This is a genomic window from Pseudomonas sp. NPDC007930 (genome assembly GCF_042958985.1).
GTDB lineage: Bacteria > Pseudomonadota > Gammaproteobacteria > Pseudomonadales > Pseudomonadaceae > Aquipseudomonas.
In genome coordinates this window covers 174,790-190,170 of record NZ_JBIBKC010000002.1, presented here as the reverse complement: position 1 = coordinate 190,170, position 15,381 = coordinate 174,790, and the positions used below count along the sequence as shown (strand labels likewise).

At 66.8% G+C, this 15,381-nt stretch carries 15 protein-coding genes; 8 read left to right on the top strand and 7 right to left on the bottom strand.

Features of this window, described 5'->3' with window-relative positions:
- Positions 1-57: 57 nt before the first annotated feature.
- Positions 58-837 carry a helix-turn-helix domain-containing protein gene (locus ACFZCE_RS05280; RefSeq protein ID WP_390936737.1) on the bottom strand — a complete coding sequence of 260 codons (780 nt, stop codon included), beginning with the start codon at positions 835-837 and terminating at the stop codon, positions 58-60.
- A 57-nt stretch (positions 838-894) separates the two neighbouring features.
- On the bottom strand, positions 895-1,221 hold the full coding sequence (locus tag ACFZCE_RS05275; RefSeq protein ID WP_390936735.1) for a thioredoxin domain-containing protein: 327 nt from the start codon (positions 1,219-1,221) through the stop codon (positions 895-897).
- A 134-nt stretch (positions 1,222-1,355) separates the two neighbouring features.
- Here ACFZCE_RS05275 and ACFZCE_RS05270 point away from each other — a divergent pair, with 134 nt between their 5' ends.
- Positions 1,356-2,423: an alcohol dehydrogenase catalytic domain-containing protein gene (locus tag ACFZCE_RS05270; protein WP_390936733.1), complete on the top strand. Its 1,068-nt coding sequence runs from the start codon at positions 1,356-1,358 to the stop codon at positions 2,421-2,423.
- 133 nt (positions 2,424-2,556) lie between these two features.
- Here the strand turns inward: ACFZCE_RS05270 and ACFZCE_RS05265 are convergent, their stop codons facing one another.
- A complete protein-coding gene (locus ACFZCE_RS05265) occupies positions 2,557-3,879 on the bottom strand; it encodes an OprD family outer membrane porin (RefSeq protein ID WP_390936731.1) in 1,323 nt (440 codons plus the stop codon).
- A gap of 221 nt (positions 3,880-4,100) precedes the next feature.
- Here ACFZCE_RS05265 and ACFZCE_RS05260 point away from each other — a divergent pair, with 221 nt between their 5' ends.
- The 4 genes from ACFZCE_RS05260 to ACFZCE_RS05245 all read left to right on the top strand — a co-directional run bounded on the left by ACFZCE_RS05260 (position 4,101) and on the right by ACFZCE_RS05245 (position 8,050).
- The gene (locus ACFZCE_RS05260) at positions 4,101-5,279 is read left to right on the top strand and encodes an MltA domain-containing protein (RefSeq protein WP_390937486.1); all 1,179 of its coding nucleotides are present in this window, start codon (positions 4,101-4,103) and stop codon (positions 5,277-5,279) included.
- Positions 5,280-5,380: 101 nt separating this feature from the next.
- Complete coding sequence (locus ACFZCE_RS05255) at positions 5,381-6,439, top strand: PstS family phosphate ABC transporter substrate-binding protein (protein WP_390936729.1); 1,059 nt, start codon at positions 5,381-5,383, stop codon at positions 6,437-6,439.
- Positions 6,436-7,446, top strand: coding sequence for a substrate-binding domain-containing protein (locus ACFZCE_RS05250; protein WP_390936727.1), 1,011 nt, complete (start codon positions 6,436-6,438; stop codon positions 7,444-7,446). Before ACFZCE_RS05255 ends, ACFZCE_RS05250 begins: the two co-directional genes overlap by 4 nt.
- A 103-nt stretch (positions 7,447-7,549) precedes the next feature.
- Positions 7,550-8,050: a helix-turn-helix domain-containing protein gene (locus ACFZCE_RS05245; RefSeq protein ID WP_390936725.1), complete on the top strand. Its 501-nt coding sequence runs from the start codon at positions 7,550-7,552 to the stop codon at positions 8,048-8,050.
- Between the two features lie 18 nt (positions 8,051-8,068).
- Here the strand turns inward: ACFZCE_RS05245 and ACFZCE_RS05240 are convergent, their stop codons facing one another.
- Positions 8,069-8,248: a hypothetical protein gene (locus tag ACFZCE_RS05240; protein ID WP_390936724.1), complete on the bottom strand. Its 180-nt coding sequence runs from the start codon at positions 8,246-8,248 to the stop codon at positions 8,069-8,071.
- A gap of 57 nt (positions 8,249-8,305) precedes the next feature.
- Positions 8,306-8,506, bottom strand: a complete 201-nt coding sequence (locus ACFZCE_RS05235; RefSeq protein WP_390936722.1) for a hypothetical protein — start codon at positions 8,504-8,506, stop codon at positions 8,306-8,308.
- 87 nt (positions 8,507-8,593) lie between these two features.
- Here ACFZCE_RS05235 and ACFZCE_RS05230 point away from each other — a divergent pair, with 87 nt between their 5' ends.
- Positions 8,594-8,995: a cobalamin biosynthesis protein gene (locus ACFZCE_RS05230; RefSeq protein WP_390936721.1), complete on the top strand. Its 402-nt coding sequence runs from the start codon at positions 8,594-8,596 to the stop codon at positions 8,993-8,995.
- On the top strand, positions 8,992-9,744 hold the full coding sequence (gene cobM / locus ACFZCE_RS05225) for a precorrin-4 C(11)-methyltransferase (protein WP_390936719.1): 753 nt from the start codon (positions 8,992-8,994) through the stop codon (positions 9,742-9,744). Before ACFZCE_RS05230 ends, cobM begins: the two co-directional genes overlap by 4 nt.
- Positions 9,745-9,768: 24 nt before the next feature.
- On the opposite strand, the gene nfuA is transcribed toward cobM, so the two are convergent.
- Complete coding sequence (gene nfuA / locus ACFZCE_RS05220; RefSeq protein ID WP_390936718.1) at positions 9,769-10,353, bottom strand: Fe-S biogenesis protein NfuA; 585 nt, start codon at positions 10,351-10,353, stop codon at positions 9,769-9,771.
- 84 nt (positions 10,354-10,437) lie between these two features.
- A complete protein-coding gene (locus ACFZCE_RS05215; protein ID WP_390936717.1) occupies positions 10,438-11,460 on the bottom strand; it encodes an acyltransferase family protein in 1,023 nt (340 codons plus the stop codon).
- 216 nt (positions 11,461-11,676) lie between these two features.
- On the opposite strand from ACFZCE_RS05215, the gene metH reads away from it, so the two are divergent.
- The gene (gene metH, locus ACFZCE_RS05210; RefSeq protein ID WP_390936715.1) at positions 11,677-15,372 is read left to right on the top strand and encodes a methionine synthase; all 3,696 of its coding nucleotides are present in this window, start codon (positions 11,677-11,679) and stop codon (positions 15,370-15,372) included.
- The last annotated feature ends 9 nt before the right edge of the window (positions 15,373-15,381 follow it).

Here is a 15,381-nt window from a genome sequence, read left to right as displayed (position 1 = left end):
GCGGTTAACCAGGCCGCTAGCTTAAGCCGGCGCCACGTGCGGGGCCGGCCAAGGGCTTCAGCCTATCGGACAACCTGGCTCGCCCACCGCCGAGGGCACCACCCCCAACGCCCGGCGAAACATCTCGCTGAAGCTGCCCGGGGCATAGCCCAGCTCGCCGGCGATGCGGCTCACCGGCACGCCCTGCAGGCGCTCGGCGGTGGCATGGGCCAGTTGCACCTGGCGCCGCCATTCGCTGAAGCCCAGGCCCAGTTCGGCCTGGAACAACCGCGCCAGGGTGCGGGTACTGGCCCCGGCCTGCTCGGCGTGCTGCTCGAAACTGATCGCCTGGGACGGCGCGCGGATTACCGCCTCGCACAGCTGGCGCAGGCGCCGGTCGCCATCGCTGGGCATCGGCACTTGCAAGCCGGCCGGCCGCGCGCGTTGCAGCTCGAGCACCAGCAGGGGGTCGAGCGCCTGCTGGTAGGGGCCGGCGGCCTCGCCTTCGGCCACCCGCGCCAGTAACAGCTCGCGCAGCAACGGGGTGACCTCAAGCACGTTCAACGCGCTGCCCACCTCGGCGGCCAGGGCCGGGCGCAGGTACAGGTTGCGCATCTGCAGGTCGCTGGCCACGCGGATGCCATGGGGCAAGCCGGGCGGCAGCCACACCGCCCGCTGCGGCGGCACCCACAGCGCGGCGTGGGGCGTGTCGACCCACATCACCCCGCTGATGGCGTACAGCAACTGCCCCCAGGCATGGGCATGGGGCTCGATGCGCAGGCCGCGCGGGTAACTGCGCGCCAGCGGTTCGACCGCAGCGGCGCTGGCGGCGAGGTCGGGAGGGGTGGCCTGGGCCATGGCACAACCATCAACAAGGGCAAGGCCGGCGATGATAAAACAAAGCCGGCCGGCGCATCAGCCCTGGCCGCTGAGCTGCTCGAAGGCTTCTTCGATCACCCCCGCGTGGCCTGGCCGCACCAGCCGCGCGACTTCCACGCCGTCGCGCAAGAACACCAGGGTGGGCCACAGCTTGACCCGGAACGCCCGCCCCAGCGGCCGGCCGGGGCCGTCTTCGATCTTGTAGTGCCGCACCTGCGGGTACTCGCCGAACACCGGCGCCAGCAGCGGCTGCGCGGCCTGGCAGTGGCCGCACCAATTGGTGCCGAACTCCAGCACCTGCAACCCTGGGTGGCGCAGGGTGGCGGCGTGATCGAACGCTTCGGCGGTGTAAACGGTCTGCATGGGGGCGCTCCTCTGTTCGGGCCTGGCCCGCCAGTAGAACATTGCCCGGGGCCGGCGTTCCACGCTATTCCACAGCAGGCCCGGGGCGTGGCGTATAAGCTTTGTGTTCCTTCCACCTCAGGAGATGATCCGCCATGGTCAAGACCTACACCTACGCCGCCCAGGATGCCAAAGCCAAGCTGGCCCCGTTCGCCATCGAACGGCGCGACCCGGGTGCCGACGACGTGCAGATCGACATCCTTTATTGCGGCGTGTGCCACTCCGACCTGCACACCGCGCGCAACGAGTGGGCCAATACCCTGTACCCGTCGGTGCCGGGCCATGAAATCGTCGGCCGTGTCACCGCCGTGGGCAGCAACGTCAAGGGCTTCAAGGTCGGCGACCTGGCCGGCGTCGGCTGCATGGTCGACAGCTGCCAGCACTGCGCCTCGTGCGCCGAGGGCGAAGAGCAATACTGCGAGAACGGCTTTACCGGCACCTACAACGGCCCGGTGTTCGGCGGTGAGAACACCTTCGGCGGCTACAGCACCAACATCGTGGTCAAGCAGCAGTTCGTGCTGCGCATCAACCACCCGGAAAAAGACCTCGCCGCGGTCGCCCCGCTGCTCTGCGCGGGCATCACCACCTACTCGCCGCTGAGCCACTGGAAGGCCGGCCCGGGCAAGAAGGTCGGCATCGTCGGCCTTGGAGGGCTGGGCCACATGGGGGTGAAGATCGCCGCGGCGATGGGCGCCCACGTGGTGCTGTTCACCACCAGCGAAAGCAAGCGCGAAGACGGCCTGCGCCTGGGTGCCAAGGAAGTGGTGGTGTCGAAGAACGCCGCCGAAATGGACGCCCACGCCAACAGCTTCGATTTCATCCTCAACACCGTGGCGGCCAACCACAACCTCGACCCGTTCCTGGCCCTGCTCAAGCGTGACGGCACCATGACCCTGGTCGGCGCGCCGGAGCACCCGCACCCCTCGCCCACCGTGTTCAACCTGATCTTCAAGCGCCGCAGCATTGCCGGTTCGCTGATCGGCGGCATCCGCGAAACCCAAGAAATGCTCGACTTCTGCGCCAAGCACAAGATCGTCTCGGACATCGAAGAGATCGACATCAAGTACATCAACGAGGCTTACGAGCGGATGCTCAAGAGTGACGTGAAGTACCGCTTCGTGATCGACATCGCTTCGTTGAAGAAAGAGGCCGAGGCGGCCTGATCGCCGGCAAAAAAAACCGCCGGGCGCTGGCAGCGGCCCCGGCGGTGAAGGTTTGATTGAAGGAGCAATCGGCTGGAAGCATACCCCGCTGCGCCCTCCCTCAGGGTGAAAGCCCTTTCACCCTGTTTCACTTTCAGAAAATGCTGAGCGGGTACTCGGTGATCAGGCGCGTCTGCATCAGGTGCCCACCGGTCGCCGCGTCGCCGCTGTGCCAGGCCTGGCGCAGGTGAATGGTCAAGTGCTTGGCCGGGCCGCTCGGCACGGTGTACTTCACCTCGGCGTCGGTTTCATGCTCGCTGTCGTCATGCCCGTAGAAGCCGGCGTAGGCCGAGTTGCCCGGGGTGTGGCTGCCGTCGATGCCGCTGCCGTGCACGTAGCGCGCCATCAAGCCCAGCCCGGGCACCCCCAATGTGCTCAGGTCAAGGTCGTAACGGGCCTGCAGCGAGGTTTCGTGGGGGCCGTTGAAGTCTGAGTATTGCAGCGAGTCGGCCAGGAAGATCCCGTTGCCGTAGCGGCCACCGGCCACGCCGTCGCGGGTGCTGCCGAAGCCGGCGTAGTCGAAGGGTTCGTCACCGTTCACGTGCTGGCCGGCCAGGGTGAAGGTGTGCGGGCCCTGGGTGAAGGCGGCGCTGAGGGAGAACGCAGTGGTGTCGATCGGCCCGGCCTTGGCGCTGCCGGCGTCGAGGGTGCGGTACAGGTTGCCGTCAAGGGTCAGCGCCTGCTCGGCGTTGAAGGCGTGGGCGTAATTGAGGTTGGTGTAGTACTGGTTCCACACATCCTCGAGGTTGCCGGCGTACAGCGCCGCGGTGAATTCCGGGCTGAAGCGGTAGCGGGCGCCGGCGTAGCTGGCCGAACGCGCGGTCACGCCGGCGTAGGCAGCCATGATGTCGCCATCATGGCGCTGAGTGGTGGTCCCAGTGCCTGAGGTGAAGCGCCCGGCGTCGAGGGTCAGGTGCGCGATGTCATGGCTGAGCACGCTGAAGCCTTCGGCGGTTTGCGGGATCAGGTAGTTGTCGGCGGTGGCGAACACCGGCGCCTGCGGCTGCAGGTCGCCGACTTTCACCGTGGTGCTGCCGATGCGCAGCTTCACATCGCCGCCGGCCTTGGCCCAGCTGTCGGCGGGGTTGCCGCTGCTGTCCTGCGGTACCGTCGGGCCGCCGCTGTGGCCGCTGTGGCCGTCGAGCCTCAGGCCGAGGAACCCATAGGCATCGACCCCCACGCCCAGCGTGCCCTGGGTGAAGCCTGAGCTGTAGTTGAGCATCAGCGCCTGGCTCCAGTCGCGCTGCGGGTCGCCCTTGGCGGTCTGGTGCCAGAACAGGTTGCGCGCCAGCAGGTCGAGGCTGCTGTCTTCAACAAAACCGTTGCTGGCGGATTGCTCACTGGCCTGGGCCAGGTTGGCCAACCCCAGGGTGACCGCCAGGGCCAGGGTGCTCCAGGGTTGCAGGTGCTGTGTCATCGTTATCGTCCCCATGTGCTCGGTTTCAACGCGCCCGCTCTAGCGCGGGCCCGGCCTGATTAAGGGGAAGAAGTTCCCGAGGGGACAAATGAAACGGCGTGAAACATATTTTTAAGACTTTCATTAGCTTGCGATCAGCTTTAACCACGGCTGGGTTTGACGTACGCCGTTCGCCCCCCCAAGCTAACCCGCTTTGCCCCGCCGGAGCCGCCGCCGTGCCTTTGCCCTCGTTCACCCGCCCGCGCCTAGGGCGCGCCCTGCCGCTGGCATTGGCCTGCGCCCTGTTGGCCAGCTGCGACAACCGCCCGCCACCCGCGCCAAAGCCGCCGGCGCCGGTGGCCACCTATACCCCCGCGCAATGGCAAGACCTACCCGCCACGGCGGATGCCGACCTGGTCGCCGGCTTCAACGCCTGGCGCGCCGGCTGCGCCAAGCTCAGCCGCGACGCGGTATGGGCCAGCGTGTGCGCCGCCGCCACCGCGGTGCCGCCTGAGGCCGCGGCCATCCGCGGCTTCCTCGAACAACAGCTGCAGGTCTACAGCCTGCGCTCGGCGGCCGGCCCCCAGGGCTTGATCACCGGGTATTACGAGCCGGTGTACCGCGGCAGCCTGGCCCGCGATGCCAGCCACACGGTGCCGGTGTACGGCGTGCCCGATGACCTGATCATCGTCTCGCTCGACAGCCTTTACCCCGAGCTCAAGGGCAAGCGCCTGCGCGGGCGCCTCGAGGGCCGTATACTCAAGCCCTACGACGACGCCAGCACCCTGCGCGAAAAAGGCGCCAACGCGCCGGTACTGGCCTGGCTGGCCAGCCCGATGGACTTGCAGTTCCTGCAGATTCAGGGCTCTGGGCGCATCCAACTGGCCAACGGCCGGCAATTGCGTATCGGCTACGCCGACCAGAACGGCTACCCGTACAAGCCGGTCGGGCGCTGGCTGGTCGAGCAAGGCCAGTTGAACAAAGACGAAGTGAGCATGGGCCGCATCCGCGCCTGGGCTGAGGCCAACCCGCAGCGCATCGACGAACTGCTGGGCAGCAACCCCAGCTACGTGTTTTTCAGCACCCGCCCAGACAGCAACGAGGGCCCGCGCGGCTCGCTCAACGTGCCGCTCACCGATGGCTATAGCGTGGCCATCGACCGCAAGGTGATCCCCCTTGGCAGCTTGCTGTGGCTGAACACCACCCGCCCCGACGGCAGCCCAGTGCAACGCCCGGTGGCCGCCCAGGACACCGGCGGCGCCATCGCTGGCGAGGTGCGCGCCGACCTGTTCTGGGGCACTGGCGACGCCGCCGGCGAGTTGGCCGGCAACATGAAGCAAAGCGGCCAGCTCTGGCTGCTGTGGCCCAAGGGCGCGCCGCTGCCGGCCCTCCCCGCGCCCGCGGCGGCTCCGGGCGCCTAGCCAATGCAAATAAATACCATTCAGCGCTGAGGGCTGGTGGCGGCTCACTCGTGTAGGGAATAAACGCACCGTTGCCTTATTCCCACCACCAAGAGCCGCCCATGCCTTATCGCCCTCCCCACCCTTACCCGCGCTGCCTGGCCCTGGCCGCCGCCGCGCTGCTTGGCAGCCAGGCCTGGGCCGCCAGCGCCCCAGCGCTGGACCCACGCCTGCCCACCTACGTACCCCAGGCCGTGCAGCCCAGCGCCCATGCGCCCTACCTCAGCGCGGACGGCGCGCTGCGCATCGGTGGCGCCGAGCACGTGCGCTACATCGTCGAGCGCTTCAACCAGGCCCTGAGCGCTAGCCACCCAGGCTGGCGCTTCGCCGACGAATCCAAGGGCACCACCACTGCGGTACCGCTGCTGATGTACGGCGCCACCCTGTTTGGCGCCATGGGCCGGGAGATCAACCCCCTGGAAGTGGCCGCCTTCACCCGCGCGGTGGGCAGCCCACCGCTGGAAATCCGCATCGCCCATGCCGCCAACGACACCTCCAAACACCTGGCAACCTCGCTGGCGGTGTACGTGAACCGCGCCAACCCGCTGGCGGTGATCAGCGCCGCCGACGTTGCCCGCGCGGTGAGCACCGGTAACCCCCAGGGCGACCTGTCGACCTGGGGCCAACTGGGCCTGGCCGGCGAATGGCGCCAGCGCCGCATCCACCCCTATGGCACGCCGGAGTTCACCGGCTTTGGCACCTACCTGCAAGCCAACCACCTGGGCGGGCGCACGCTGGCCCCAGGCTACGAGGCCTACACCAATACCGAAGCGATCCTCACCCGCTTGGCCGAGGACCCAGCCGGCATCGCCGTGGCCGCGATCGGCCTGAGCAACACCCAGATCAAGGCCCTGCCCGTCAGCGACGCCCAAGGCCGGGTGACCACCGGCAGCCCCGCCGAGGTGCTGGCCGACCAGTACCCCTACGGCCGCTACCTGTACCTCTACCTGCGCCGCGAACCCGGCAAGGCCGCCGACCCGGTGGTGCGTGAATACCTGCGTTTCGTGCTCTCGCGCCAAGGCCAGGCGATCATCGCCAGCCAGCCCAAGGGGTACTTTCCGCTCAGCGCCGAACAGGCCCAGGCTGAGCTTGCCAAACTCGACGAGGTAGCCCCGCAATGATCGCTGTTATCCGCCGTGGCCTCTTGCTGGCCGCTTGCCTGGGGGCCTGCGCGGCCCAGGCCGATGCCCTGGCGCCACCGGCCCAGGCCGCTTACCTGAACGCCGACGGCGCTGTGGCGATCATCGGCAGTGACGGCATGCAACCGTTGATCGAGCAGTTGAACGCGTTGTTCATCGAGAAACACCCCGGTTTCCGCTTCGCGGTCACCGCCAAGGGGTCTTCGACCGCCATCCCGGCGCTGACCGCCGGCGCCGCGGCCATCGCGCCCATGGCCCGTGAACCGTGGCTGGGGGACCTGCACGGCTATGAACAGGCCTTTGGCCACGCGCCGCTGGACGTGCGCATCGGTTACGCCGGCCATGGCCCGCGGGCCAACGGCAACACACCGCCGGCGGTGTATGTGCACCCAGGCAACCCGCTCAGGCAATTGAGCCTGGCGCAACTGGCACGCCTGGTGACCGCCGGCCAGCCCGAGGGCGACATCAACACCTGGGGCCAACTGGGCTTGAGCGGCGACTGGGCCGAGCGGCGCATCCACGTGTACGGCCTGCGCGACGATGGCGGTTTTGCGACCCACCAGCGCATGGACCGCTTCGGCGGGCTACCCTTCAGCGCCCATTACGAAGCACTGGCTAACCGCGCCGCGGTGTTCAAGGCCCTGGCCGGCGACAGCCACGGCATTGCCTTGGTCGGCTGGGCCAACGCTGAAGCCACTGCGCCGGAACTGCGCCTGCTGCCCCTCAGCCGCGGCGCCGGCGAGCCGGCCTACGGGCCGGAGCTGGCCAGCGTGCGTGCGGGCCATTACCCGCTGAGCGCTTACCTGCATCTGTTCGTCAGTGCCGAGCCGGGCACGCCGTTGGCGCCGTTCATCAAGGCCTACCTGCAATTGGCCCTGAGTGACGAAGGCCAGGCGTTGGTGGCCGCGCAAACTGCGGGGGCGCAGGGTTATGTGCCGCTGAGCGCGGCAGAGCTGCAGGCCCAACGTAAACAGTTGGACAATTGGTAGGGGCCTGAAGGCAGGCCAATAGGGAATTTTCAGAAAACTTTCAGGACTCTGCCGGCGGCGCCGGGCAGGCTATGGGTATTGGATCACTCCCGGAGCCCAGGCCATGAACGCCGCCACCCTACCCTCGCTCGACCCCCGCGGCCAGCAGTTGCTCGACGCCCTGCACAGTGCATTGGGCAGCGCCGCCGGAGGGCCGTTGCAGCAGGCGGCGGAGCAACTCTGCCGGCACTTTCGCCAGCGGGCGCCGGCCCCAGAGCGCCTGGCCCTGGCGCCGTGGCAAGAGCGCAAGGCCAAGGAACTGCTGGCCAGTGCCGTCGAAGGCCAGCAACGGGTGGCGGAAGTGGCCCAGCAATGCGGGTTGTCGCGCAGCCATTTTACCCGCGCCTTCAAGCGTGCCACCGGGCTCTCGCCCCAGGCTTGGTCCCTGGAGGCGCGCCTTGAGCGCGCGCGCCAGTTGCTGCAAGGCAGCCGCTTGCCGATTTCGCACATCAGCCAGGAATGCGGGTTTGCCGACCAGTCGCACTTCTGCCGCAGTTTCAGCCGCGCAGCCGGCATGAGCCCGCTGCAATGGCGGCGGGCGTTACCAGAGGTGGCAAGGGTATAGAGGGGAAAACGGCGGGGCTTAAACGAATTTGAACACGCCCATCGAATACAGCGCCACCGCGGCCAGGCCGGCACCGATGGCGAAAGGGATCACACCGTAGCGCCCAACGAAGGTTTCGCGCCGTTGCAGCAGGGCGTCTACGGCCGCGCCCTCCTGGCGGAGCTTCTGTAACTGGGTTTCGAATTCCTGGCGGCTCATGGCTTTACCTCGATGAGCAGGGCGTTAAGCACAATGTGAACCCTGGGCTTTGAAAGATCAAGTAAACGGGTGCAACACAAAGCGTGCGATCGCCGCCGCGGCGGTCAGTAGCGCGGCGCCGACGAACAGCGGGTAAAACACCGCATCGCGGCGGTACTTGCGCTCTTCAGCGACGAACTTGCGGGCTTCGGCGGTGAGCTTGCGGGTTTCGGCGATCAACCTTTCGAGCTCCAGCGCGTCGCGTTCTTCTCTCTGCACGGGTAACCCTCATGGCGGCGGAGGCCTAGCCTAGCAAAACCTTGGGGTATGATGCAGGCCCTGGAAACATTCCCCCACAGGTTACCCATGCTGATTGCCGGTTTCGGTTGCCGCCGCGGTTGCGCCTTCGAGGCGCTGCTGGCCTTGCTCGAACACGCCCTGGCCGGCCGCCCGCTGAGCGCGGTGCGCGGCCTGGCCAGCCTCGAGCGCAAGCTGGCCGAGCCCGGCCTGCGGCAACTGGCCGAGCACCTGGGGGTGCCGCTGGCCGGCTACAGCGCCGAGCAACTGGCCCCCTACGCCGGCCAGCTCAGCCACCGCTCGGCCCTGAGCCTGGCCCACACCGGCTGCGCCGGGGTGGCCGAAAGCGCCGCCCTGGCCCACTGCCAATACTTGACCGGCCAGCCTCCAACCCTCAGCATCCCGCGCCTGGCAGGCCCCGCCGCCACCGTGGCGCTGGCCGAACCCCTTTTGCGTGAAACCCATTCATGACTGTTTATTTCATCGGCGCCGGCCCCGGCGACCCCGAGCTGATCACCGTCAAAGGCCAGCGGCTGATCCAACGCTGCCCGGTCATCGTTTACGCAGGCTCCCTGGTCCCCGAGGCCGTGCTCGCCGGCCACCAGGCACACACCGTGGTCAACAGCGCCGCGCTCAACCTGGAGCAAATCATCGCGCAGTTGGCCGCCGCCCATGCCCGTGGCGAAGACGTCGCCCGCGTGCACTCCGGCGACCCCAGCCTGTATGGCGCCATCGGCGAGCAGATCCGCGAGTTGCGGCGCCTGGGCATCGCCTTCGAGATCATCCCCGGGGTCACCGCCACCGCCGCCTGCGCCGCGGCGCTGGAGGCCGAGCTGACCCTCCCGGGCCTGGCGCAAACGGTGATTCTCACCCGCTACGCCGACCGCTCGCCGATGCCGGCCGGCGAGCAACTGGCAGACCTCGCCCGCCACGGTAGTACCCTGGCGATTCATCTGGGGGTCAAGCACCTGGGGGCGATCGTTGCCGAGCTGCTGCCCCATTACGGTGCTGAATGCCCAGTGGCGGTGGTGCACCGCGCCAGTTGGCCAGACCAAGCCATCGCCCGCGGCAGCCTGGCGACCATCGAGGCGCAGGTGGCCGCCCAGGGCTTTCGGCGCACGGCGCTGATCCTGGTGGGCAAGGTGCTGGGGGATGATCCGTTCGAGGCGTCGAGCCTGTACAGCGCTGGCCACGCTCACCTCTACCGGGGGCAGCCTTGACGCTGCCCCGGCCAAGGCACGCCCTTAGTAGTAGGCGTTTTCCTTCTGGGTGTGGTCGGTCACGTCGCGCACGCCCTTGAGCTCCGGGATACGCTCGAGCAGGGTGCGCTCGATGCCTTCGCGCAAGGTCACGTCGGCCTGGCCGCAGCCCTGGCAGCCGCCACCAAACTGCAGCACGGCCACGCCGTCGTCGACCACATCGACCAGGTTCACCTGGCCGCCGTGGCTGGCCAGCCCCGGGTTGATCTCGGTTTGCAGGTAATAGTTGATGCGCTCGTTGAGCGGGCTGTCTTCGTTGACCATCGGCACCTTGGCGTTCGGCGCCTTGATGGTCAGTTGGCCGCCCATGCGGTCAGTGGCATAGTCGACCACCGCGTCTTCGAGAAACGGTTCGCTGATGGCATCGATGTAGGCGGTGAAGTTCTTCAGGCCCAGGGCGATGTCGTCGGGTTTTTCCTCACCGGGCTTGCAGTAGGCAATGCACGTCTCGGCGTACTGGGTGCCCGGCTGGGTGATGAATACGCGGATGCCGATGCCCGGGGTGTTCTGCTTGGAAAGCAGATCAGCCAGGTAATCATGGGCGGCGTCGGTAATGGTTATAGCGCTCATGTAGGTTCCTCACAGTCTACGCCGCAGTGTACGCCAAAGCGGGCCTGGGAATAAAGTCCTACCATTCTTGTCAGGTAAAGCCCGTTACGCCAGCGGCACCGCCACCTGCCCGGGCTTGCGCAGGGCCCAGGCTTTCATCCGCTGGTACAGGCGTTTTTCCAGCAGTTCGTAGCTCAGCCACGACACACAGGCGATGGCCGGCACGCAAAAGCCGAAGAACACCCAATAAGGCCCCACGCCCCACTGCTGGGTCATGAAGTACCCAGCGTAGAGCACCAGCAGGTGCACCAGGTACACCGAATACGAGCGGTCCCCCAGCGCCTTCAGCCAGCGGCTGTGCTGGAACCATGGCTCCAGCGCCAGGCAGCCGAGCACGATCAATGCGCATGGCAGGCCCCAGTCGAGCAGGCGGTTGTTCGGCTCGAGGCGATAGATGGTCACCGCGCCGAGCACGATCAACGCCAGCGGCCAGTAGCGCCCGCTGCGCACCCAGCCGCGGCGCCAGGCCACGCCCAGGCCGATGCCGAGCACGAATTCGTAAACGATATTGTTGGCGTAGAAGCGGCTGAGCCCACCCCAGTGAGTCACGCCCTCGACGATCACGAACAACACCCCCGCCACCAGCAACGGGCGGAACCGCCGCGGCACCAGGAACACCAGCGAAAACACCAGGTAGAAGAACATCTCGTAGTTCAGTGTCCAGCCCACGTTGAGCGTGGGGTACAGGCCGTAGCCGCCGGGGTTTTCCGCGGGGATGAACAACAACGACAGCAAGAAGGTCGGCCAGCTCACCTCGCCATGGGGCATGTAGGCCCCGGCGCTGATCAACAACAAGCCCATCAGGGCGGTGTAGAACCAGTACGCCGGCACGATGCGCAGCGCCCTGTTGAGCAGGAACCGCCGTGGCGGCTGGGGTTTGTCGTGGGTCGAGAGGTAAATCACCAGGCCGCTGATCACAAAGAACAAATCCACGCCCACCTGCCCGCGGGTGCTGAAGAACTCGCCGATCGGCCCCTGGGGGTGAAAATCGAAAAAAATCTGCATGAAGTGATGGCACACCACCGTCCAGGCGGCCAGCGCCCGAAGTGCCTGAATTGAAATCAACATCTGGTTTTGCCCTTTACCACGACCACGTTCGCGCACCGAAAGCGTGCACCCTCACCGGCTGTGACTATAAAAAGCGCGTCTTGCTCGCGCGTTTCGATGACCGGTCGTCGAACGGCCTCAACATGAATCTGATTCATGCAAGGCCCGGCGGTGATCAAGCGGCCTTCAGCTTTGCTATCATTCGCGCCTTTCACTGACCTGATTCAGAGCCCTTCCATGCCCGATCGCAGCGCCCGCCTCCAGGCCCTTCACAACGCCCTCAAGGACCGCATCCTGATTCTCGACGGCGGCATGGGGACCATGATCCAGAGCTACAAGCTCGAAGAAGCGGACTACCGCGGCACGCGCTTCGCCGATTGGCCGAGCGACGTCAAGGGCAACAACGACCTGCTGCTGCTCAGCCAGCCGCAGGTGATTGCCGAGATCGAGAAGGCCTACCTCGACGCGGGCGCCGACATCCTCGAAACCAACACCTTCAACGCCACCCAGGTGAGCCAGGCCGACTACGGCATGGAAGCGCTGGTGTACGAGCTGAACGTCGAGGGCGCGCGCATCGCCCGCCAGGTAGCGGACGCGAAAACCCTCGAAACCCCCGACCGCCCGCGCTTTGTCGCCGGCGTGCTGGGCCCGACCAGCCGCACCTGCTCCATCTCCCCGGACGTCAACGACCCTGGCTACCGCAACGTCACCTTCGACGAACTGGTGGAGAACTACACCGAGGCCACCCGCGGCCTGATCGAAGGCGGCGCCGACCTGATCCTGATCGAGACCATCTTCGACACCCTCAACGCCAAGGCGGCGATCTTCGCCGTGCAGCAGGTGTTCGAGGAAGACGGCGTGGAACTGCCGATCATGATCAGCGGCACCATCACCGACGCCTCCGGGCGCACCCTGTCGGGGCAAACCACCGAGGCGTTCTGGAACTCGATCCGTCACGCCAAGCCCATTTCCGTCGGCCTGAACTGCGCCCTTGGCGCCAAAGAGCTGCGCCCGTACCTGGCGGAGCTGGCGGCCAAGGCCGGCACGTTCGTCTCGGCCCACCCCAACGCCGGCCTGCCCAACGCCTTCGGCGAGTACGACGAAACCCCGGCGCAAATGGCCGAGGTGGTCGAAGAGTTCGCCAGCGCCGGCTTGCTGAACATCATCGGGGGTTGCTGCGGCACCACCCCGGGGCACATCCGCGCGATCGCCGAGGCGGTGGCCAAGCACCCGCCACGGGTGGTCCCGGACATCCCCCGCGCCTGCCGGCTGTCGGGCCTGGAGCCGTTCACCATCGACCGCAGCTCGCTGTTCGTCAACGTCGGTGAGCGCACCAACATCACCGGCTCGGCGAAGTTCGCCCGGCTGATCCGCGAAGAGCTGTACAGCGAAGCCCTAGAAGTGGCCCAGCAACAGGTCGAAGCCGGCGCCCAGGTGATCGACATCAACATGGACGAGGGCATGCTCGACTCGAAGGCGGCGATGGTCACCTTCCTCAACCTGATCGCCTCCGAGCCGGATATTTCCCGCGTGCCGATCATGATCGACTCCTCCAAGTGGGAAGTGATCGAGGCGGGCCTGAAGTGCATCCAGGGCAAGGGCATCGTCAACTCGATCTCCATGAAGGAAGGCGTCGAGGCGTTCAAGCACCACGCCCGCCTGTGCAAGCGCTACGGCGCCGCGGTGGTGGTGATGGCCTTCGACGAACAGGGCCAGGCCGACACCGAAGCGCGTAAAACCGAGATCTGCCAGCGCAGCTACGACATTCTGGTCAATGAAGTGGGCTTCCCGCCCGAAGACATCATCTTCGACCCGAACATCTTCGCCGTGGCCACCGGCATCGACGAGCACAACAACTACGCGGTCGACTTCATCAACGCCTGCGCCTACATCCGCGACCACCTGCCCTACGCGCTGAGCTCGGGCGGGGTGTCGAACGTGTCGTTCTCGTTCCGTGGCAACAACCCGGTGCGTGAGGCGATCCACTCAGTGTTCCTCTACTACGCGATCCAGAACGGCCTTTCGATGGGCATCGTCAACGCCGGCCAGTTGGAGATCTACGACGAGATCCCGGCGGCGTTGCGCGAGAAGGTCGAAGACGTGGTGCTCAACCGCAACGGCGACGCCACCGAGGCGCTGCTGGCCATCGCCGAGCAGTTCAAGGGCGGCGGCGCGGTCAAGGAAGCCGAAACCGAAGAGTGGCGTAGCTACCCGGTGGAAAAACGCCTCGAGCACGCGCTGGTCAAGGGCATTACCACTTGGATCGTCGAAGATACCGAGCTGTGCCGGCAACAGTGCGCGCGGCCGATCGAGGTGATCGAAGGCCCGCTGATGAGCGGCATGAACGTGGTCGGCGACCTGTTCGGCTCGGGCAAGATGTTCCTGCCCCAGGTGGTGAAGTCGGCCCGGGTGATGAAACAGGCCGTGGCGCATCTGATCCCCTTCATCGAAGCGGAAAAAGGCGACAAGCCCGAGGCCAAGGGCAAGATCCTCATGGCCACGGTCAAGGGCGACGTGCACGACATCGGCAAGAACATCGTCGGCGTGGTGCTGGGCTGTAACGGCTATGACATTGTCGACCTCGGCGTGATGGTGCCGGCGGAGAAGATCCTGCAAACCGCCCGCGACGAAAAATGCGACATCATCGGCCTCAGTGGGCTGATCACCCCGTCGCTCGACGAGATGGTCCACGTGGCCCGCGAGATGCAGCGCCAGGGCTTTAGCCTGCCGTTGATGATCGGCGGCGCGACCACCTCCAAGGCGCACACGGCGGTGAAGATCGAACCCGGCTACAAGAACGACGCGGTGGTGTACGTGACCGACGCCTCGCGCGCCGTGGGCGTGGCCACCCAATTGCTGTCCAAGGAGCTGAAAGCCGGCTTCGTCGAGCGCACCCGCGCCGACTACGTGGAGGTGCGCGAGCGCACCGCCGCGCGCAGCAACCGCGCCGAGCGCATGCCCTACGCCCAGGCCGTGCAGGCCAAGGCGGCGTTCGACTGGGCCGGCTACCAGAGCGTCAAGCCCAGCTTCACCGGCGCCCGGGTGCTCGACAACATCAGCCTGGCGACCCTGGCCGAGTACATCGACTGGACGCCGTTCTTCATCTCCTGGGACCTGGCCGGCAAGTACCCGCGCATCCTCACCGACGAGGTGGTGGGCGAAGCCGCCACGGCGCTGTTCGCCGACGCCCAGGCCATGCTCAAGAAGCTCATCGACGAGCAACTGATCAAGGCCCGCGCGGTGGTCGGCTTCTGGCCGGCCAACCAGGTCGACGATGACGACATCCAACTGTTCGACGCTGCCGGCGCGCCCCTGGCCAAGCTGCACCACCTGCGCCAGCAAACGATCAAGCCCGACGGCAAGCCGAACCTCAGCTTGGCCGACTTCGTCGCGCCGTTGAGCAGCGGCGTGACCGACTACATGGGCGGCTTCATCACCACCGCCGGCATCGGCGCCGACGAGCTCGCCAAGCGCTACCAGGACAACGGCGACGACTACAACTCGATCATGGTCAAGGCCCTCGCCGACCGCCTGGCCGAGGCCTGCGCCGAGTGGCTGCACGAACAGGTGCGCAAAGAGCTGTGGGGCTACGCGCCTGACGAAGCACTCGACAACGAAGCGTTGATCCGCGAGCAGTACCGTGGCATCCGCCCGGCGCCCGGTTACCCGGCCTGCCCGGACCACACTGAAAAGGGCACCCTGTTCGCCCTGCTCGACGAAGGCAACCAGAGCGGCGTGACCCTCACCGAGCACTTCGCGATGTTCCCCACCGCGGCGGTCAGCGGCTGGTACTTCGCCCACCCGCAAGCGCAGTACTTTGGCGTCGGCAAGGTCGACCAGGACCAGGTCGAGGCCTACACCCGGCGCAAAGGCCAGGAACTGCGGGTGAGCGAGCGCTGGCTGTCGCCGATCTTGGGGTATGAGCCGTCCTGAGGCGCCCCG